Origin of the sequence: Pseudomonas sp. MS646 (assembly GCF_036693845.1) — a bacterium.
Lineage (GTDB): Bacteria > Pseudomonadota > Gammaproteobacteria > Pseudomonadales > Pseudomonadaceae > Aquipseudomonas > Aquipseudomonas chlororaphis_E.
Genome location: NZ_CP144763.1, coordinates 481,245 through 499,085 on the forward strand (window position 1 = coordinate 481,245; position 17,841 = coordinate 499,085).

General features: G+C 62.4%; 20 protein-coding genes and 1 pseudogene. 16 read left to right on the forward strand and 5 right to left on the reverse strand.

The features are described from left to right. Positions 1-10: 10 nt before the first annotated feature. The 13 genes from gbpA to gspM all read left to right on the forward strand — a co-directional run bounded on the left by gbpA (position 11) and on the right by gspM (position 11,452). Positions 11-1,477 (forward strand): N-acetylglucosamine-binding protein GbpA, encoded by a 1,467-nt coding sequence (gene gbpA, locus V3H56_RS02055; RefSeq protein WP_338474163.1) that lies wholly within the window; start codon positions 11-13, stop codon positions 1,475-1,477. 64 nt (positions 1,478-1,541) lie between these two features. Then, positions 1,542-2,093 (forward strand): cytochrome b/b6 domain-containing protein, encoded by a 552-nt coding sequence (locus V3H56_RS02060; RefSeq protein WP_338474164.1) that lies wholly within the window; start codon positions 1,542-1,544, stop codon positions 2,091-2,093. Beyond that, the gene (locus V3H56_RS02065; RefSeq protein WP_338474165.1) at positions 2,090-2,617 is read left to right on the forward strand and encodes a type II secretion system protein N; all 528 of its coding nucleotides are present in this window, start codon (positions 2,090-2,092) and stop codon (positions 2,615-2,617) included. Before V3H56_RS02060 ends, V3H56_RS02065 begins: the two co-directional genes overlap by 4 nt. Positions 2,618-2,625: 8 nt before the next feature. Continuing rightward, positions 2,626-4,542, forward strand: coding sequence for a type II secretion system secretin GspD (gene gspD, locus V3H56_RS02070; protein ID WP_338474166.1), 1,917 nt, complete (start codon positions 2,626-2,628; stop codon positions 4,540-4,542). Then, a complete protein-coding gene (gspE, locus tag V3H56_RS02075) occupies positions 4,539-6,011 on the forward strand; it encodes a type II secretion system ATPase GspE (RefSeq protein ID WP_338474167.1) in 1,473 nt (490 codons plus the stop codon). Before gspD ends, gspE begins: the two co-directional genes overlap by 4 nt. Positions 6,012-6,015: 4 nt before the next feature. After that, the gene (gene gspF / locus V3H56_RS02080; RefSeq protein ID WP_123579412.1) at positions 6,016-7,224 is read left to right on the forward strand and encodes a type II secretion system inner membrane protein GspF; all 1,209 of its coding nucleotides are present in this window, start codon (positions 6,016-6,018) and stop codon (positions 7,222-7,224) included. A 3-nt stretch (positions 7,225-7,227) separates the two neighbouring features. Further along, on the forward strand, positions 7,228-7,683 hold the full coding sequence (gene gspG / locus V3H56_RS02085; RefSeq protein WP_042731799.1) for a type II secretion system major pseudopilin GspG: 456 nt from the start codon (positions 7,228-7,230) through the stop codon (positions 7,681-7,683). Positions 7,684-7,685: 2 nt separating this feature from the next. Then, positions 7,686-8,153, forward strand: coding sequence for a type II secretion system minor pseudopilin GspH (gspH, locus tag V3H56_RS02090; protein ID WP_338474168.1), 468 nt, complete (start codon positions 7,686-7,688; stop codon positions 8,151-8,153). Further along, positions 8,146-8,532, forward strand: a complete 387-nt coding sequence (gene gspI / locus V3H56_RS02095) for a type II secretion system minor pseudopilin GspI (protein WP_338474169.1) — start codon at positions 8,146-8,148, stop codon at positions 8,530-8,532. The genes gspH and gspI overlap by 8 nt, the downstream gene beginning before the upstream one ends. Further along, positions 8,525-9,058: a type II secretion system protein GspJ gene (locus V3H56_RS02100; protein WP_338474170.1), complete on the forward strand. Its 534-nt coding sequence runs from the start codon at positions 8,525-8,527 to the stop codon at positions 9,056-9,058. The genes gspI and V3H56_RS02100 overlap by 8 nt, the downstream gene beginning before the upstream one ends. Beyond that, positions 9,055-9,900, forward strand: coding sequence for a type II secretion system minor pseudopilin GspK (gspK, locus tag V3H56_RS02105; RefSeq protein ID WP_338474171.1), 846 nt, complete (start codon positions 9,055-9,057; stop codon positions 9,898-9,900). Before V3H56_RS02100 ends, gspK begins: the two co-directional genes overlap by 4 nt. After that, positions 9,900-11,006 carry a type II secretion system protein GspL gene (gene gspL, locus V3H56_RS02110; RefSeq protein ID WP_338474172.1) on the forward strand — a complete coding sequence of 369 codons (1,107 nt, stop codon included), beginning with the start codon at positions 9,900-9,902 and terminating at the stop codon, positions 11,004-11,006. Before gspK ends, gspL begins: the two co-directional genes overlap by 1 nt. Beyond that, positions 11,003-11,452 carry a type II secretion system protein GspM gene (gene gspM, locus V3H56_RS02115; RefSeq protein ID WP_042731793.1) on the forward strand — a complete coding sequence of 150 codons (450 nt, stop codon included), beginning with the start codon at positions 11,003-11,005 and terminating at the stop codon, positions 11,450-11,452. Before gspL ends, gspM begins: the two co-directional genes overlap by 4 nt. A 162-nt stretch (positions 11,453-11,614) precedes the next feature. On the opposite strand, the gene V3H56_RS02120 is transcribed toward gspM, so the two are convergent. Further along, a complete protein-coding gene (locus tag V3H56_RS02120) occupies positions 11,615-12,790 on the reverse strand; it encodes an MFS transporter (protein ID WP_234407999.1) in 1,176 nt (391 codons plus the stop codon). 221 nt (positions 12,791-13,011) lie between these two features. Here V3H56_RS02120 and V3H56_RS02125 point away from each other — a divergent pair, with 221 nt between their 5' ends. Beyond that, the gene (locus tag V3H56_RS02125) at positions 13,012-13,914 is read left to right on the forward strand and encodes a LysR family transcriptional regulator (RefSeq protein ID WP_047736121.1); all 903 of its coding nucleotides are present in this window, start codon (positions 13,012-13,014) and stop codon (positions 13,912-13,914) included. A gap of 183 nt (positions 13,915-14,097) precedes the next feature. Here V3H56_RS02125 and V3H56_RS02130 read toward each other — a convergent pair. The 3 genes and pseudogenes from V3H56_RS02130 to V3H56_RS02140 all read right to left on the reverse strand — a co-directional run. After that, positions 14,098-14,247 (reverse strand): annotated as a pseudogene (locus V3H56_RS02130) (IS5/IS1182 family transposase); the annotation flags it as partial. Between the two features lie 98 nt (positions 14,248-14,345). Next, positions 14,346-14,600 carry a hypothetical protein gene (locus V3H56_RS02135; protein ID WP_047736119.1) on the reverse strand — a complete coding sequence of 85 codons (255 nt, stop codon included), beginning with the start codon at positions 14,598-14,600 and terminating at the stop codon, positions 14,346-14,348. Between the two features lie 37 nt (positions 14,601-14,637). Further along, entirely contained in the window at positions 14,638-15,015 is a 378-nt protein-coding gene (locus tag V3H56_RS02140) for a DUF6124 family protein (RefSeq protein ID WP_047736118.1), read from the reverse strand. A 434-nt stretch (positions 15,016-15,449) separates the two neighbouring features. Here V3H56_RS02140 and V3H56_RS02145 point away from each other — a divergent pair, with 434 nt between their 5' ends. Both V3H56_RS02145 and V3H56_RS02150 read left to right on the forward strand, forming a co-directional pair. Next, complete coding sequence (locus V3H56_RS02145; RefSeq protein WP_047736117.1) at positions 15,450-16,046, forward strand: helix-turn-helix transcriptional regulator; 597 nt, start codon at positions 15,450-15,452, stop codon at positions 16,044-16,046. Continuing rightward, positions 16,039-16,917 carry a queuosine precursor transporter gene (locus V3H56_RS02150; RefSeq protein ID WP_047736116.1) on the forward strand — a complete coding sequence of 293 codons (879 nt, stop codon included), beginning with the start codon at positions 16,039-16,041 and terminating at the stop codon, positions 16,915-16,917. The genes V3H56_RS02145 and V3H56_RS02150 overlap by 8 nt, the downstream gene beginning before the upstream one ends. A 48-nt stretch (positions 16,918-16,965) precedes the next feature. Here the strand turns inward: V3H56_RS02150 and queC are convergent, their stop codons facing one another. Continuing rightward, the gene (queC, locus tag V3H56_RS02155) at positions 16,966-17,670 is read right to left on the reverse strand and encodes a 7-cyano-7-deazaguanine synthase QueC (RefSeq protein ID WP_053148507.1); all 705 of its coding nucleotides are present in this window, start codon (positions 17,668-17,670) and stop codon (positions 16,966-16,968) included. Positions 17,671-17,841: the final 171 nt, after the last annotated feature.

Below are 17,841 nucleotides of genomic sequence, written 5' to 3' on the forward strand. Positions count from 1 at the left end.
TGGAACTTATATGAAAAACAACTTCAACACGCGCAGCACATTAACGGGGTGTGCGTCGTCATTGGTTCTATTGTCGGCACTGGCTGCGTCCCAGGGCGTACTTGCCCACGGTTTTCTTGAAGTACCGCCTTCGCGTGCATTCTTGTGCCAGAAAGGTGAAAACAATCATTGTGGTGGCGCGCAATACGAACCTCACAGCACCGGTGAGACGTTCAAGGGTTTCCCGAATGGCGCAGGCGGTGGTCCGCTGCAAGGCCCCATCGACGGCAAGATCGCCAGCGGCGGCAATTCGCTGTTCTCCGCCCTGGATGCGCAGTCTGCTTCTCGCTGGCAACTGACCGAAATCAGGGACCGGGAGATCGACTTCCAATGGCAATACTCCGCCCCGCACCCGGCGACCAAGCACGAATATTTCATCACTCGCGACGGCTGGAACCCGAACGAGCCGCTCAAGCGTGCGTCGTTCGACAGCGCTCCATTCTGCACGGTCGATGGCGCTCATCAGGTTCCAGTGAGTGGCACCAAGCACCACTGCGTGATTCCCGACAGCAAGTCGGGGCATCACGTCATCCTCGCGGTGTGGACGGTGGGCGATACCGACAACGCGTTCTACAACCCAGCGGATGTGAACATCCTCGCCGAAGCGGCATTGCCGGGCGGCTGGTCGCCGGTGGGCAGCATCGCGCCGTCGACCTCGCTGCTGGCGGGTGACAAGGTCAAGGCCCGAGCCTTTTCCGCGACAGGCGAAAACCCGCAGTACAGCGTCGAGATCAGCATCGACAACGCTGAAGAAGGCAAGCCTGAGAACTGGTCGTTCAAACTGGCCGAAGCCATCAACCAGGCCCATGCCCAGATTCGTGCCGGTATCCGCGATGAGGACGGCAACATCACGCCAGTCCAGGGCACCAACAAGCTGTACGCCCAGAAAGAAAGCGGCGTGAGCCGTTATGAAGTGCAACTGGACATGAAGGAAGACGCCAGCGCGAGCATGGCCATCGCGGGCTTGCAGCCGGAGTACGTCCTCGACAAAGGGCGGGTCGGCATGACGTTCGCTGCGCAGACCAACCGCAGGATGAACGTCGAAGCCACGTTGTTCGACGAGAACAACAAGCAGGTCGGTGTCGTGAGCCAGACCGTAGGCGAAGGCAACACCGAGCTGCGTATCGACGTGCGCAGCGCGCCGGGCGCCCACACCCTGACGCTGGTGGGCACCACCGAAGACGGCCGGACCACTCGCCAGCAGACCCAGCCTGTCACCCTCGGCGGTGAAGGCGCGGGCATCGAGTACGACTTCGTCTTCCCGGAAGGCCTCAGTGACTACGCCGCCGGCACGAAAGTGCTGCAGCCGAAAACCGATGAAGTCTTCGAATGCAAGCCGTTCCCGGCCTCCGGCTACTGCAAGCAGTACACGCCGACGGCCAACGGTTTCGAGCCGGGTGTCGGTGCTTCCTGGCAAAGCGCCTGGGACAAGCTGTAAGTCCCGACAGGCATGGCCCCAGGCAATCCGGATGGGCTGCCTGGGGCCTTCAAGCGAGAACGCGATGATGCATTCCTCTCATTACTGTGCACGGCGGGTGCTGCTGCACTGGCTGTCCGCGGTCATCATTCTATGGGCGTTGGTGTCGGGCTTTTACGTGGCGTATTACCCGGTGTCGGCGGCCACCGAACATTGGGTCGGCTCGCTCAATGTGTCGCTGACCACGCTGTTCATCCCGTTGTTTGCCTGGCGCCTCTGGCTGTTTGTCGGCGCGCTGCAAACCCGGGAACCGACGCCTTCGGCGATCCACCGGCTGGCCCTGGCGGTGCATGCCTCGATCTACCTGGTCATCGGCGTCGTGCTGGTGACCGGGGTACTGATGATGAAAAGCGCCATCAGTGTGTTCGGGCTTTTCCAGCTCCCTCAGCCGCTGGACGATCCGGCGCTGATCGACTGGGCGAACGCGGCCCATGTCGTGTCCTGCGCGGTGTTATCGCTGCTCATCGTGCTGCATCTTTGCGCCGTGGCCTGGCATGAGTTTTCCGGGCGTCGGGTGGTGCGGCGCATGTCCTTTGCACGGCGGCCGGACGCGCCCGTGCAGCGGTCGCCGCGGTGAGCCTTGCCCGTTGGGCCGGCAGCCGTTCAGCGACGGCCTTGCTGGTGCTCGTGCCGCTGCTGTACGCAGGCTGGCTGGTGGAGCGCGAGTGGCGTTTTCGCCAGGCGCTGGGTCGGGATATGCCGGTGGTGGCTGCCGCGCCGGCCACGGCCACTCGCGGCTTGCCCAACGTGCAGGCGGTGGCGACCGTGCTTGGCCTGGCACCCGAAGGTGCCTACGCAGCCAGCGCGGAACCGATGACGTTGCAGGCCAGCTTCGTGGTCGACCAGGGCCTGTCGCGGGCGTTGCTGGCGGATGCGGCGGGGCCGCGCATCTACCAGGTGGGCGAACGCTTGCCCGGTGGCAGCGTGTTGCGCCGGGTCGAACCCGGCCACGTGATGTTGTGGCGCAACGGGCGCGAAGAACGCCTGGCCCTGCAACCGGCGACCCCGCCGCTGTTGCGCCAGGTGGCTGCCGAACCGCCGCGCCAGGCCACGCTGCCTTCCTCGCAATACCTACGCCCGGTCGCCGGGCAAACAGAGTGATCGAATTGATGAACAGTTTTATCCGGGGCCCCGTATCGCGCGTCCTGTTCTGCCTTGCCGTGTGCGGCCCGCTGGCCTTTGCCGGCTCATTGCGGGCCGAGGAAGCCCATTGGCAACTGGCGATGAACAATGCCGAATTGCGTGACGTGGTCGAGGAAATCTCGGCAATCCTGGGCAAGACCGTGGTGCTTGATCCCAGAGTGTCCGGGCGCATTACCGTCATGTCGCGCCAGGCACTGGACCGCGAAGGCGTGCGCCGGTTGTTCTATTCGGTGCTCGATGCACACAACTTCACGGTGATCGATGAAGGTGAACGGATCCTGATCACCCCGGTCGCCGAGGCCAAGACCCGGGCCGGCGCCAGCGACGCCAACAGCGCCACGCCATCGCAATTCGTGACCCGGGTCCTGGACTTGCATTCGAGCATTGCCGCCGATGTCGCCGGGTTGGTCCGGCCGCTGGTGTCGGTCAATGGCTACGTCGGGCCTTCGGTTTCCTCCAACGCGCTGGTGGTCACCGACACCGCCGCCAACGTCCAGCGCATTGCCGGGGTCGTGGCGCAGTTGGACGCCGGGCGTAACCGCAATCACGTGGTGCTGCCCCTGCGCCATGCCCAGGCCGTGGACATCGCGCCGGTGATGGAAGCCGCCACCGGCAAGCGCGACGGCGACACGGCGGGCCTGGTGATTGCCGACGCGCGCAGCAATCGCCTGGTGATCATCGGCGCGCCGGCGGTGCGCCAGCGCTTGGCGGACCTGGCCCGGACCCTCGACGTGCCAGCGGCCGCCTCCCAGGGCAACGCGCGGGTCATCCGCCTGCGCCACAGCGATGCCAAGCAACTGGCCCAGGTGCTGGAAGCGGTCGGCCAGGACCGGAAAACCACGCCCGCTCTGGCCGGCCAGCGGGAAAGCGCCGTCAACGGTGGCTTCATGATCAAGGCCGACGAAAGCCAGAACGCCTTGGTGCTGCTCGCCGAGCCGGCCCAGGTGCGCACGGTGGAAAACATCGTCCGGGAACTGGATCAACCGCGCGCCCAGGTGCTCATCCACGCGGCCATCGTCGAGATCACCGGGGACATCGCCGAGGCCCTGGGGGTGCAATGGGGCCTCAAGAGCGGCAGTGCCACAGGCTTCATCAATTTTCCCGGCACCAAGGTGCCGATCTTCGGCGGGCTGGATGTCGATGCACTGAAAAGCGCGCCAGAAGGCGCGGTCCTGCAGTTGGGGAGTGATCGCTTCGGTGCACTGGTCTCGGCATTGGCGAGCAATACCCACAGCAACCTGCTGTCCACGCCCAGCCTGTTGACCCTGGATAACCAGGAGGCGGAAATCATCGTCGGCCAGAACGTCCCCTTCAAGACGGGTTCCTACGCCACCAGCGGCAACGGCGCCGACAACCCGTTCACCACCGTGGAGCGCAAGGACGTCGGCATCAGCCTCAAGGTCAAGCCGTACATCAACGAAGGTTCCACCCTGCGCCTGGAGGTCCAGCAGGAAGTCTCGGACATCGCCCCCTCGGTCACCGGCGTGGACTCATCCGACCTGATCACCAACAAGCGCGCCTTGAAGAGCACGATCCTGGCGGACGACGGCGAGATCATCGTCATTGGCGGGCTGATCCGCGACAGCGTACGTACCGAGGAAAGCGGCGTGCCGTTGCTGCGCAGCATTCCGTACCTGGGCGCGCTGTTTCGCTGGACCCGCGACACCCAGACCAAAAGCAACCTGATGGTCTTCCTGCGTCCCACCATCGTGCGTAACAACGAAGACCTGGCCGATGTCAGCCGGCAGCGCTACGACGCGTTGCGTGAGCTGAGCAAGCCCGGCTCGCGGCAGAACAATTCGCTGTTGCTGCCCCGGGACGCGCGCCAGTTGTTCGAGGCGTCGGAGACGTCCGCGGGCACCGCGCAGGCGGGTGACTTGTGAGTGACCCGCAGGCCGTGTTGCCCTTTGGTTTTGCCAGGCGCTTCGGCGTGCTGCTGGAAGGCGCGGGGCCGACCTTGAGCCTGGTGATGCGCCGCGATGCGGCGCTGATCGCGATTGCCGAAGTGCGACGCCTGTGTGGTCGGGAATTGCCGATCCAGGTGCTTGAGCCGGCACTGTTCGCGGTACGCCTGGCCAGTGTCTACCGCCAGGGCCAGAGCGCCGCCGAGCAGGTTGCCCAAGGCCTGGACGAAGAACTGGACCTGCTCAGCCTGGCCGACCAGGTGCCACAGACCACCGACCTGCTGGAGCAACAGGGTGATGCGCCGATCATTCGGCTGATCAATGCCTTGCTCAGCGAGGCGGTTCGCGAGCACGCCTCGGACGTGCATCTGGAGACGTTCGAGCAATACCTGTCGGTGCGCATGCGCATCGACGGTCAGTTGCAGGAAATGCTGCGCCCGCGCCGGGAGCTGGCGAGCCTGCTGGTGTCGCGGATCAAGGTCATGGCCCGGTTGGACATCGCCGAGAAACGCGTGCCCCAGGACGGACGCATCGCCTTGCGCCTGGCCGGGCACGAAGTCGATGTGCGGGTCTCGACCCTGCCCTCGGCCCACGGCGAGCGCGTGGTGCTGCGCCTGCTCGACAAGCAGGCCGGACGCCTGGACGTGCTGCGCCTGGGCCTGCCCGACGACACCCTGGCGAGCCTGCGGCAATTGCTCGGCAAGCCCCATGGCATCGTGTTGGTCACCGGCCCCACCGGGTCGGGGAAAACCACCAGCCTGTACGCCGCGTTGAGCAGCCTCAACGACCAGAGCCGCAACATCCTCACCGTCGAAGACCCGATCGAATATCACCTGCCGGGCATCGGCCAGATGCCGGTCAACCCGAAGGTTGACATGACCTTCGCCCGTGGCTTGCGGGCGATCCTGCGCCAGGACCCGGACGTGGTGATGGTTGGCGAAATACGCGACCGCGAGACCGCCGAAATTGCCGTCCAGGCCTCCCTGACCGGGCACCTGGTGCTCTCCACGCTGCACACCAACACCGCCGTCGGTGCGGTCACGCGGCTGGTGGACATGGGGGTGGACGCCTACCTGCTGGCATCGTCCCTGGCCGGCATCGTCGCCCAGCGCTTGCTGCGCAGGTTATGCCCGTCCTGCAAGGTGCCCTACGTGGCCGATGCCGCCACCTGCCAGCGCCTGGGGCTGGCTGCAACGGCCGCGCCTCGGCTGTTCAAGGCCCAGGGCTGCGAGCAATGCCAGAAAGGCTATCGCGGCCGTTTCGGTATCTATGAGCTGGTGACGGTGAGCAGCCCGTTTTCGCAACTGATTCACCAGGGCGCCACCGAGCAAGCGCTGGCGAGCGAGGCGCGCAAGACATCCCGCAGCTTGTTCCAGGACGGCCGCCAACGGGTCCTGGAAGGCCTGACCAGCGTCGATGAACTGTTGCGCGTCACCCAAGAGGACTAGCCCGATGCCGACCTTCGATTATCGGGCCGAAGATGCCCAGGGCCGACGCTGCAAGGGCCGAGTGGAGGCTGACAGCGCCCGTCAGGCCCGGCAGTTGTTGCGCGAACGCGGCTTGCTGCCCTGGGAACTGCACGAAGGCGGGGAACGGCGAACCTTGCGCAGCCGTTATGCCGGATCGCGCTTGAGCCCGGCCGAGCTGGCCTTGCTGACATTGCAACTGTCCACCTTGATTCAGGCCGGCCTGCCCCTTGAAGAGTCGCTGGCGGCGGTGGCGCAACAGAACCAGAAACGTCGTGTCGTCCAACTGCTGTCGGCGGTGCGTGGCCGGGTGATGGAAGGGCATGCGCTGGCGACGGCCCTGCGGGCGTTTCCCCAGGCGTTTCCCGAGCTGTTCTGCGCCACGGTGGCGGCGGGCGAGCAGTCCGGTCATCTCGGCCAGGTGCTGGAGCAACTGGCGAGCTACACCCAGGCGCGCCAGGCGTCGCGCCAGCGCATTCAACTGGCGTTGGTGTACCCGCTGATCCTGCTGCTGGCCTGCGTCGCGATCGTCGCCTTCCTGCTGGGCTACGTGGTGCCGGACGTGGTGAAGATCTTCATCGACAGCGGCCAGCCGCTGCCCTGGCTGACCCAGGCGCTGATCGCCGTGAGCGATGGCTTGCGCCGCCACGGCCTGTGGCTGTTCGCGGCGTTGCTCGGGCTCGTGGCGGTGTGGCGCTGGAGCTTGCGTCAACCGGCGTGGCGCCTGCGCTGGCATCGGTTGCTGTTGCGGCTGCCGTTGTTGGGCGAGGTGCTGCGGGCGATGGAAGCGGCGCGGTTCGCCAGCACCCTGGCGATCCTCAGTAAGAGCGCGGTGCCCCTGGTGGACGCCTTGCACATTGCCGCGCAGGTCATCGGCAACCTGACGATTCGCGCGCGCATGGCCGACGTCGCCCGCTCGGTCCGCGAGGGTGGGACGCTGACCCGCGGCCTGGAACGCGGCGGCGATATCCCGCCGCTGATGCTGCACATGATCGCCAGCGGCGAGCGGGCCGGTGAGCTCGACAGCATGCTGGCCCGCGCCGCCGAGCAACAGGAAGCCAGCCTCGCGGCGCGGATTGCCCTGGTGGTGAGCCTTTTCGAACCGGCCATGTTGGTGTTGATGGGCGGCGTCGTGCTGCTGATCGTCATGGCCATCCTCCTGCCTATCTTGAGCCTCAACCAATTGGTGAATTGACCCATGCACTCTCCAGACAACCGAGCGGTACCTCTTCAACGTGGCTTCACCCTGATTGAAATCATGGTGGTGGTGGTCATCATCGGCGTGCTCGGCGCCATCGTGGTGCCGCAGTTCATGAGCCGCCCCGACCAGGCCAAGGCCACGGCGGCGCGGACCGACATCCAGGCCATCGCCACGGCGCTGGAAATGTACCGGCTCGACAACTTCCAGTACCCCTCGACCCAACAGGGCCTCGAAGCGCTGAGCAAGCGTCCGGGAGGCACGCCCGCGCCGCGGAACTGGAACCCCCAGGGGTATCTGAAGAGCCTGCCGATCGATCCGTGGGGCACGCCTTACCAGTACCTCAGTCCGGGCCTCAGGTCGTTGGACGGCAGCTATGACCTGTATTCGCTGGGCGCCGATGGCGCACCGGGTGGCGATGGGCTGGCGGCCGACATCGGCAACTGGACTGAATGAACATGCGCGCCCGTTACCGGGGTTTTACCCTGCTGGAACTGATGGTGGTCGTCGTCCTGATCGCGATCGCGGCCGGCATGGTCAGCCTCGCCGTGGGCCCGAACCCGGCCAGGGAAGCGCGGCAGCAAGCCGGGGCGTTCATCCGGGTGGTGCAGCAGTTGCGCGAGCGGGCGGTGCTGGAGAGCGAGGAATATGGACTGCGCATCCACAAGCACGGTTATCAGGCGCTGCGCCTCGACGCCCAGGGCTGGACCGCGGTGGCGACCTTGCAACGCTTGCCGCAGCCACTGTCCCTTGGCCTGGAGCAGGACGGCCACGCCGTGGTCCTCGATGACACGTCGGGCGCGCCGCAGTTGCTGATGCTCAGCAGCGATGAAATCAGCCCGTTTCGCCTGTTTGTCCAGGTCGCCGGCCAGCGCTTGTCCGCGGTGTCGAGCGATGGCCTGTCGGAGCCCTCGATCGATGAGTAAGGCGAGCAGGCTGGCGGTCGATAGCCGGGGCTTCACCCTGCTGGAAGTCATGATCGCCTTGGCGATTTTTGCCACGGTGTCGGCAGCGGTGCTTTCGGCCAGCCAGTTCGTGCTCAAGCAGGGCGCCGGGCTGGAGGAGCGGCTGTTCGGCGCGTGGCTGGCGGACAATCAGTTGAGCGAGCTGCGCCTGCACCCGACCCCGGCGCCTGGGCGGCAACGGCTGGACCTGCGCCTGGGGCGTCGCGACTGGACGCTGCAACAGCGTATCGCCCCGGCCCATGACCCGCGCCTGCTCCAGGTCGAGATCCAGGTCAGCCGAGCCGGCAGTCCGGCGGTTGTGCACCGCACCCTGGGGTGGATCCGCCAGCGTGATGAATAGACAGTCGGGTTTCACCTTGTTGGAACTGGTCATCGTCATTGCCATTTTCGCCTTGCTCGGCCTGGCCAGTTGGCGGCTGTTCGACGGCGTCGTGCGAGCCCAGCAAGGCGCCGGTCATCACGAGCGAGACATCCGCGCCTTGCAACGGGCCGTGGGGGTGATCGAGCGCGATGCCTGGCAGGCCGTCCTTGGCTCGGTCGTGCTCGCGCCGACGGGCCTGCAATTGCAGCGCAGCCATTGGCGCAACCCACAGGACCTGCCGCGCAGCGAGCGGCAGGCGGTGGCTTATCGACTCGAAGGCCGCGTGCTGTGGCGCGACAGTCGCGCAGAAGGCAGCACCGTTGTGCAGCAGCAGAAATTGCTCGACGAAGTGCGCGGCCTGAGCTGGCGGGTGTTCGATCCGCAGCGCGGCTGGCGCAGCGAAACCGTGCGTGAGGTCGCGCCGCTGGCACTGGAACTGGTGGTGTCGACCGGGCGTTTCGAACAGGTACGCCGGGTGCTGCTGTTGCCGGGAGCGTCGCGATGAGTCGACAGCGAGGGGTAGCGCTGATCAGCGTGCTGCTGGTGCTGAGCCTGGCGTTGCTGGTGATCGGTGGCATGTTGCACAGCCATCGCCTGTTGTTGCACAGCAGCGCCCAGCCGCTGCAACAGGTCCAGCTGCGCCAGCTTGGGCTGGCCGGGGAAGCCTGGGCGCAAGCGGTGCTGCAAGAGAGCGTGGCCGCGTCGTCCGGGGTCGTTGACCTGAGCCAGGACTGGGCGCGGCGCGAACCGGCCTGGGCGCTGGACGACGCCCAGGTCCACGTCGCGATCGAGGATTTGTCGGCGCGGCTGAACCTCACCCCGTTGTTGGCCCAGGGGCAAGTCGACCAGGTGACCTTGGGTCGATGGAGCCGATTGCTTGCCTTGCTGGATCTGCCATCGATGTCGTTGCCTCAGGTCGGGGTGGTGCACGAGTTGAGTCAACTGCGCCTGTTGCCTGGCATCGATGGCTCGATGCTGCGGCGCCTGGCGCCTTGGGTGGTGCTGCTGCCCAAGGAGGCCCGGTTGAACGTCAACACCGCGCCGCCGCTGTTGCTAATGACCCTCGACGGCATGGAGGACGAGCCGGCCAGGGCGTTGGCCCAGCGGCGCTGGCAAACGCCCTACGCCAGTGTGCAGGCGTTTACCAATGATCCGCTGGTTGCCGGCCTGGGCCTCAGCAGCCATGGCCTGGGCGTGACCAGTCGCTGGTTCCGCATCACCGTGAGCGTGACCCGCGCCGGCAACCGTCTGCGCCTGGCTTCGGACCTCGAGCGTGATGCCACGACCGGACGCTGGACCGTGCGCCAGCGTCGTTTCTTACCCTTCAGCCCTGGTGAGCTCCCCTGATGAAAACCTGGCTTTACCTGACCGCCGAAGGCCTGGGCGCGCCCTCTGCCAACTGGCCCTGCTGCATATGGTCGCCGACGGGCGAGCGACGCTGCTTGCCCCTGCACGAAGCGGCCCGTGAACTGCTCGGGCGTGAGGTCGTCGTGCTGTTGCCGATGGAACTGTGCAGTTGGGTGCGCAGCGACCCCTGGCCCTCTCGCCGCCCGCCGCGACCCCAGGCGCTGGCATTCGCCATCGAAGAGCAACTGAGTGAAAACCTGGAAGTGCTGCACATCGCCGTCGGCGCCCGGGACCGGCAGCACCGTTACCCGCTGCTGGTGACGCAACGGGACCGGTTCCGGGCGTTACTGGCCTTGCTCGACGAACAGGGTGTCGCCGTGCGGGCGGTGCACGTCGATGCCGACCTGTTGGCCGGTGACCAGGCGTTTGGCGTGCGCTGGTTTGGCCGCTGGTTGCTGGGCGGTGCGCTGGCGGCACGGATGGCATTGTCGGGCCCGGCCCTGACGGTGCTCAAGCCAGGGCTTGGCGAGGACATCCACTGGCTGGACGAGGCCCGCGACCGTCCGGGCATCGATGAATGGTTGCTGAGCGCGGGCGGACACCCCGTTGACTTGTTGCAAGGCGAGTTCCGGCGCCGCCGCCAGCGCTTGCCATGGCGCGGTGCGATGGCCGCGGCGCTGGGTGTGTTGGTGCTGAGCTGGGTGTTCAGCGAAGCCCGCGTGCGCTTTCTGGAAGGCGAAACGCGACGGCTGTACAGCCAGAGCGAGCAGCGGTTCCGGGCGCTGTACCCCGGACAAAGCCGCATCGTCGACCTGGCCGCGCAGTTCCAGGCCATGCAGGGGCGCGGCGGACAGGACCAGGACACCCAGGTGGCGCGCCTGGTTCATCTGGTGGAGCGTGTCGTCGGCGCCAGTCATGTCGAGGTGCAGCGCATCGACTTTCGCGCAGGCGAGGGCTGGAAGCTCCAACTGACGGCCAACAGTTTTGTCGAGCTGGAACAACTGCGCGAACGCGGCCAACAGAACGGTCTGCCCCTGATCCTGGGCAGCGCGAGCAAACAAGGCAATCGCGTGCAGGCCATCCTGACGCTGGAGAACGGTGGATGAACGTCAAGGCACTACAGAGGCTGAAACAAGCCTGGGCAGGCGTGTCGCGCCGTGAGCAAGGGTTGTTGCTGGGGACGGCCGGGCTGGTGCTGGTGACCGTGGGCTACACCTCGATCGGGCGCCCCATGGCGCAACGGCTTGAAGTCGCCGAACGGCAGTACCGCCAACAGGCCGAACTGAGCGTGCGGATCCAGCGCGCCGCACCGGCCCGGGACACCGCGGACCGACCCTTGTCGGTGCGCGTCAATGACAGCGCCACGGCGGCGGGGCTGGACATCGCCGAGATGGAGGTCGATGGCGATGCGCTGCGACTCATGGTCACCGGTGACGCCAACCCATTGCTGCACTGGCTGGACCGCCACGAACGCGACGGCGCGGTGCTGCACGCGCTGACCCTGGAGGTGCGGGGGAAGGTGTTGGAGGCGCGGGTGGTGTTGGCACAATGATTGGTTGGAAAGAGGCGCCTGTGGCGAGGGGATTTATCCCCGTTCGAGTGCGAAGCGCTCGCCATTGGACTGCACTGCGGCGTAGAAACCGAGGCCGCTTCGCAGCCTGACGGGGATAAATCCCCTCGCCACAGGGACTGGGCCGATCCTGGCGGTGTCTGTCTAAACCGCCAGGTTACCTGGCAACACCGGCAACTTCGCCAGCTTCACCGCCACCCACAAGGCCACCACCAGCAACGCGCCGATGAACAGGCCGACCCCGTTCCAACCCCCCACGTGCCAGGCCACGCCGCCCGCCGTGCCGGCCACGCTCGACCCGGCGTAATAGCTGAACAGGTAAAGCGAGGAGGCCTGCCCCTTGGCGGTGAGGGCGCGGCGGCCGATCCAACTGCTGGCGACCGAGTGGGCGCCGAAGAAGCCGAAGGTGAACACCAGCATGCCCGGGATCACCAGCATCAGCGACGTGGCCATCGTCAGTGCGAGGCCGGCCAGCATCAGCGCGATGGTTGCCCAGAGCATCTTGCGCCGCCCCAGCTTGTCCGCCAGCGCGCCGACTTTTGCCGAGCTGTAGATACCCGACAGGTACACCACCGACAGCAGTCCGACGAAGGCCTGGTCCAGATGATAAGGCTCGGCCAGCAGGCGGTAGCCGATGTAGTTGAACAGGGTCACGAAGGCGCCCATCAGGACGAAGGCTTCAAGGAACAGCAGCGGCAGGCCAGCGTCGCGAAAGTGCTGGGTAAAGCCGTCGAGCAGGCTGCGCGGGTGCAGCGAGCGGGGCCGGAAATTGCGCGACTCCGGCAGGATCCGCCAGAAGACCGCCGCGGCGATCAGGGCCAGGCCGCCAATCACCAGCATCGCGGTGTGCCAACTGACGAAGTCGATCAGCACGCCGGTGATCAAGCGTCCGCTCATGCCACCGATGGCATTGCCGGCGATGTACAGCCCCATCGCCAGGCCGATGTGCTTGGGGTGGATCTCTTCGCTCAGGTACGTCATCGTCACCGCGGCCAGCCCGCTCAGCGACAGCCCCACCAGCGCACGCAGCAGCAGGACGCCGTGCCAGGTCGGCATCATGGCGCTGGCTAGGGTGCACAGGGCGGCGGCGAACAGGGCGGCGACCATCACCGGCTTGCGGCCGATGCGGTCGGAAATCGGGCCGGTGATCAACAGGCCGATGGCGAGCAGGCCGGTCGCCACCGAAAGGATCAGGCTGCTTTGCGCCGCGTTGACGGCAAACTCCTTGGACAACAACGGCATCATCGGCTGCACGCAGTACAACAGGGCGAACGTCGCGAAGCCGCCGCAAAACAGCGCCAGCACCGTGCGCATGAACATCGGCGTGCCTTTCTCGATGTAGATGTCCTTCAGTTCAGTGACGACGTCATCCTGTACGCGGGGGGGAATTTCATGGGCCAGTGGCGCGACAGCAGTTTTCACGGTGGACCTCGCAGGAGCACGATCAGGCAGGCAGTGAAAAAAGCATATAGCCGGCTAATGTTTCTATCCAATATATTGTTCGACCTGTTTAAGACGTTTTGCGACTTGTTAGGTGGACCATGGAACTGCGTCACCTGCGTTACTTCATCGCCGTGGCCGAAGAACTGCATTTCGGCCGTGCCGCCTTGGCCCTCGGCATCTCCCAACCACCCCTGAGCCAGCAGATCCAGGCGCTGGAGCAGGAAGTCGGTGCGCGTTTGTTCGAGCGCACCAATCGCCGGGTCGAGTTGAGCGAGGCCGGCCGATTGTTCCTCGACGAGGCGCGGCGGGTGCTGGCCCAGGTCGACAAGGCCGCCGACGTGGCCCGTCGCGCGCAGTTAGGCGAGCTGGGCGAACTGAAGATCGGCTTCACCTCCTCGGCGCCGTTCAACTCGACGATCCCCCAGGCGCTGTTCACGTTCCGCCAGCGCTTTCCCGCCGTGCACCTGAACCTGCGGGAAATGAGCAGCACCCAGGTGGCCGACGGTTTGATGGAGGGGGAGATCGAGGTGGGCATCATGCGACCGTTGCCGCTGCCCGAGTCCCTGAGCGAGATCGAACTCAGCCGCGAGCCGCTGGTGGCCGTGCTCAGCTCCAAGCACCCGCTGGCCCAGGGCAGCGATGCCGGGCTGTTCCTGTCGGCGCTGGCCCAGGAGCCGTTCGTGTTCTTTCCTCGCAGCTACGGCAGCGGTCTCTACGCGCAATTGCTGAGCCTGGCCCGCGACGCCGGTTTCAGCCCGCACTTCGCCCAGGAAGCCGGCGAGGCGATGACCATCATCGGGCTGGTGGCAGCGGGGCTGGGTGTTTCGGTCTTGCCCGCCTCCTACCAGCGCATGCGCATCGACGGCGTCGTCTACCGCCCGCTGCTCGATCCGGCGGCGGTGTCGGCGGTGTGGCTGGTGCAACGCAAGGACCAGCGCTCGCCGATGGCGCGGGCGTTCGTGGCGTTGTTGACCGGTGGTGGGGATGGTTCTATTGCGTAGGGTGAGTGCTAACGGCTCCGTAAACAGACTGTGTGAAAACGCACTGACGGTGGTTCCAAGCAAACGCCCTTTTCGTGAGCATGACGTGTGACATATCGGCGCTTAGCCTCAGTGCAGCGCAGTCGCTCATTTTCGCCTGGTAAATGCGGTCGCCCTAGCATCGGCAGTGACCGTCAGTTCGTCTAGCGCTTTATCAAATTCCAATCGCACCAGATCCAGCTTGGCGACGTAGACATCGATAACGTGAACCAGGTGATCCTCGGATATCAACTCTTCCAGCGATACCGGAAACAGGCTCGTCTGACTGCGGGACTGTCCCTTGATGTAGGCCATAACGAAAAATGCTCCGTATCTTTCGATACGGAGCATTTTTTTGAGCACCGGGCAGATTGCTAGGTTTTCACACAGTCTGCAAAGGCGCGCTTTCTTTTTTATTCCATCATCTGCGTCTGCAATCGTCGCCCAACAACGTCCAGTAAATCACAGCCTTCGCGTAGCGAAACGACCAGCACGCGCGCCAATTCGCTGTAGGGGCCCTCTTCAAACGCCAGACTTTCAAGTAGCTGAGTCGCCACACGTACCCGGTCGGCCGCTGTTTCATGCAACACGTCCAGCGGTGCCTGCGTGTCGATCAGTAGCGAAGCGGACGTGCAATCGATGCCGGTGATGGGGATGTACCTGTCCATAACAACAAACCTCCATGGCCTGGATAAATGGCACGGCTTAGCGTTGGCCGGCTAAAGAAGCTTCTGATAATTCCTGGGGAGGATCCAAATCATCGAGTGCTCGATTCACCAATAACTCGCACAGGACGGTGAGTTGCTGCATAGCCAAGGCGACGTTACGGCGGGGGCCGTTCAATTGGTCTGCAAGATCGCTGGCCATGACGCTCAATGAGGCGAGATTTTCACTGGCGTGGCAGAGCAGGGATTCAGTGTCGACGTTCGCAATCACGGTGAACACGTTGTTCACCGGATCGGGGCGCTCTTGATCATGTAGGCGTGCGTTGGCGAGGGTGTCATGGCCTTTGTGGGTGGAGGAAATATTGATGGTGTTGATGGATTCCGGGGATTCGGGGTCCGTCGCGGTGACCTTTCTCATCACAGCAGCTCCTTGCAAGGTTAAGAAGACGTCAGTCTCACTACTCAATCGAGATCTTTGGCATCCATGCATGAACCGACGGTGTGAATTTTATTACCAGAAAATTTTAAGTAATTAATCAAAAAAATTAACATCAGTGTAAAAAAATGATTCTTTGGTGGGTCTTAGAAGCTGTGTTGATTTAGGCGGTCGAGCTGGGGTGGCGATTAATCGCGGCGTTGCATCCTTATGTCTGAAAGTGCATTCCGTAATCAGTGTAAGAAAGCTCTGTTGATTGTTTAATTGGAGTAAACAAGTGGGGTGGCGTGGAGGGATGGATTTCACATTCTGGTTTTTTCTCTTGGGCTGGATGTGTAGTATGCCGATCCTGGAAAATCGCCTCGTAGCCAGTCCAGTGAAGATTTCTGCGGCTATAGGGAAATGGTGAAGTTTATATGTACAGAAAAGACAGGACAGAGAAGTTAAAAAGTAATATTAGATATCTTATAAAGAGTCGTGGCGAAACGCAGCTCTCACTGTGCAATGCAAGCGGTCTGACTAGGACGACTATCTATAACATTCTCGAAGGGCGTGTGGTTAATGTGCAACAGTCTACTGTTCGCAAAATATCTGATTTTTTTGGAGTTTCTTATCACGAAATAGAAACTGTTGACTTCGAGGCTAGAGAGGTTATTGAAAGCACTATTTCTCTGCACGGGAACATGAATCCAGCAGCAGTGCCAGTGATCCGGGAGAGCTTGCTGTTGCAGAACCTTGACAAAAGAATTGGTGAGCTGGCTGTTTCGCACCCTTTAACGTATTACTTTGGCTCAGCCCGCAATTTGATAGCCGTCCTTTTGGAATCAGATATTGCCGGAAAAAACGAGGCAGGGAACCTGCTGATCATAAGCAAGGGGGGTGTTCATGGCGCGGGCGAAAAGTTGGTCTGCCATAAACTGACTAAAAAGTTGAATATCGTAAGCGAGCCGAGTTTTGAGTTAGATGGATTTTATGTCATTGGAGCCGTTATTGAGGAGAGATTCAATGGTTAGTGGTGGGGATGCTGGAAGTGCCAAGTATAAGCTTTTAGGGTATGAAAGCAGTAAAGGTTTGGCGGTCATCATGGTGATTACTACCGGGAGGGTAGTGAAGGTAAAACTCGACGAGCTCTTGGGAAGCCACTTGATTGATGAATTGAGCAAGTCTGAGATAAAAGACATCTACAGAAAGTTTTATTCTGGAGGGGCTGCTGTAACCGCTTATGAGATTAAGGATCGCCATGAGCGGTCTTGGTTAGCCTACGTCGCCCTGAACCTGATGCTGTTTGCGCTCTATGTCTTTACCAATGTGTCAGCAGCAAAGCTTGTTTATATAGAGCGTTTTGATGTGGTGGTGACACCTGGAGTATTTCTTTACCCGCTGACTTTTTTGGTGGTCGATGTATTGAATGAGTCATTTGGGCTCAGGTTGGCGCGTAAGGCAATTTTTTTTGCCTTTATCAATAATGCATTTATCCTGGTTTTGTTGAGTATCACCGGTTGGCTACCTGGATTGCCCGACTGGAAGTTAGAAGGAGCCTATGGTGAGGTGATTACGCATGTGTCGTCTGCGCTGATCGCATCTTCTGTCTCGTTTCTTTTTTCTGAATATGCCAACTCCTATCTGCTAAGCAAAATCAAAAATCTGACTCGATCAAGATTTCTTTTTTTTAGGGTGTTTTTCAGCACTTTTTTTGCGGCGATCATAGACAGCTTTATATTCTGCTTCATTGCATTCTACGGCACGATGAAGAACGAAGATATTTTGGCCATCGTTTACGTTCAGATAGTTATAAAAGTGGCTTTCGCCTTTTTTAATGTGTTGCCCGCCTATGGGGCCAGGAAATTATTCAGGCATTATGCGGTTGGAACTCAAGCGGCATGACGTCGAGGGGATGGGCGTTAGCCCAATCCCCTACGTACTCGGCACTCACTACAACGCTAGCTTGCTTTTCAAACTGTCCATCACCTTTTCTCCGTTCTTCAAGAACTGCTCCAGGCCGTTCGCGCGAAGGCTACAGGCGTCGCAACTGCCGCATCCGTGTCCCTTGATCCCATTGTAGCAGGTCAGTGTTTCTTGATGGACCAGTTCCAGCTGGTTGTGATAATCGGCCAGCGCCCAGGTTTCTGCCTTGGTCAGCCACATCAGGGGTGTTTCGATGCGCAGTTTATAGTCCATGCCCAGCTCAACGGCCCTGTTCATAGCCTTGATGAACCCGTCACGGCAGTCTGGGTAGCCGGAGAAATCCGTTTCGCAGACACCTGTGATGACGGCCTGGGCGCCTACCTGATAAGCGTAGATGGACGCCAGTGTCAAAAACAGAATGTTTCGGCCGGGAACGAAGGTGGTGGGTAGGCCGTGAGGGGCACTGTTTGCTGGCGGGATGGGGATGTGGTCGCGGGTCAGGCTGCTGATGGCCAGGTCGTTGAGCAACGAGGTATCCAAGATTTTGTGTGCGGTGACGCGTAGTTTCTTGCAAAGCTGGCGAGCCACTTCGATCTCAGCGCGATGGCGCTGGCCGTAATCAAACGTTATGCAATGGATTTGTTCGTATCGCGGTAACGCATGAATGAGACAGGTGGTCGAATCTTGGCCGCCGCTGAAGACAATGACGGCTTTGGAGGTGAGTTCGTTCATCGGCTTGTCCCGATAGGGTTGAAGAAATGACCCTAGCTCGGAGGGTCAAAATCGTCCTGTAGGAAGTTTCTGAAAATACCCACTCCATATTCTGTATTTGAGTCCTCCTCTGCAGGCGATGCTGTTTGAAGCGAGGCCCCCGCGACGAAAGCCCTGACCAAAAGGACTTTT

Coding starts and splice junctions, on each gene's coding strand:
- gbpA (WP_338474163.1), top strand. CDS start 11: ATGAAAAACAACTTCAACACGCGCAGCACATTAACGGGGTGTGCGTCG.
- V3H56_RS02060 (WP_338474164.1), top strand. CDS start 1,542: ATGATGCATTCCTCTCATTACTGTGCACGGCGGGTGCTGCTGCACTGG.
- gspD (WP_338474166.1), top strand. CDS start 2,626: ATGAACAGTTTTATCCGGGGCCCCGTATCGCGCGTCCTGTTCTGCCTT.
- gspF (WP_123579412.1), top strand. CDS start 6,016: ATGCCGACCTTCGATTATCGGGCCGAAGATGCCCAGGGCCGACGCTGC.
- gspG (WP_042731799.1), top strand. CDS start 7,228: ATGCACTCTCCAGACAACCGAGCGGTACCTCTTCAACGTGGCTTCACC.
- gspH (WP_338474168.1), top strand. CDS start 7,686: ATGCGCGCCCGTTACCGGGGTTTTACCCTGCTGGAACTGATGGTGGTC.
- gspI (WP_338474169.1), top strand. CDS start 8,146: ATGAGTAAGGCGAGCAGGCTGGCGGTCGATAGCCGGGGCTTCACCCTG.
- V3H56_RS02100 (WP_338474170.1), top strand. CDS start 8,525: ATGAATAGACAGTCGGGTTTCACCTTGTTGGAACTGGTCATCGTCATT.
- gspK (WP_338474171.1), top strand. CDS start 9,055: ATGAGTCGACAGCGAGGGGTAGCGCTGATCAGCGTGCTGCTGGTGCTG.
- gspL (WP_338474172.1), top strand. CDS start 9,900: ATGAAAACCTGGCTTTACCTGACCGCCGAAGGCCTGGGCGCGCCCTCT.
- gspM (WP_042731793.1), top strand. CDS start 11,003: ATGAACGTCAAGGCACTACAGAGGCTGAAACAAGCCTGGGCAGGCGTG.
- V3H56_RS02120 (WP_234407999.1), bottom strand. CDS start 12,790: ATGTTCATGCGCACGGTGCTGGCGCTGTTTTGCGGCGGCTTCGCGACG.
- V3H56_RS02125 (WP_047736121.1), top strand. CDS start 13,012: ATGGAACTGCGTCACCTGCGTTACTTCATCGCCGTGGCCGAAGAACTG.
- V3H56_RS02135 (WP_047736119.1), bottom strand. CDS start 14,600: ATGGACAGGTACATCCCCATCACCGGCATCGATTGCACGTCCGCTTCG.
- V3H56_RS02140 (WP_047736118.1), bottom strand. CDS start 15,015: ATGAGAAAGGTCACCGCGACGGACCCCGAATCCCCGGAATCCATCAAC.
- V3H56_RS02145 (WP_047736117.1), top strand. CDS start 15,450: ATGTACAGAAAAGACAGGACAGAGAAGTTAAAAAGTAATATTAGATAT.
- V3H56_RS02150 (WP_047736116.1), top strand. CDS start 16,039: ATGGTTAGTGGTGGGGATGCTGGAAGTGCCAAGTATAAGCTTTTAGGG.
- queC (WP_053148507.1), bottom strand. CDS start 17,670: ATGAACGAACTCACCTCCAAAGCCGTCATTGTCTTCAGCGGCGGCCAA.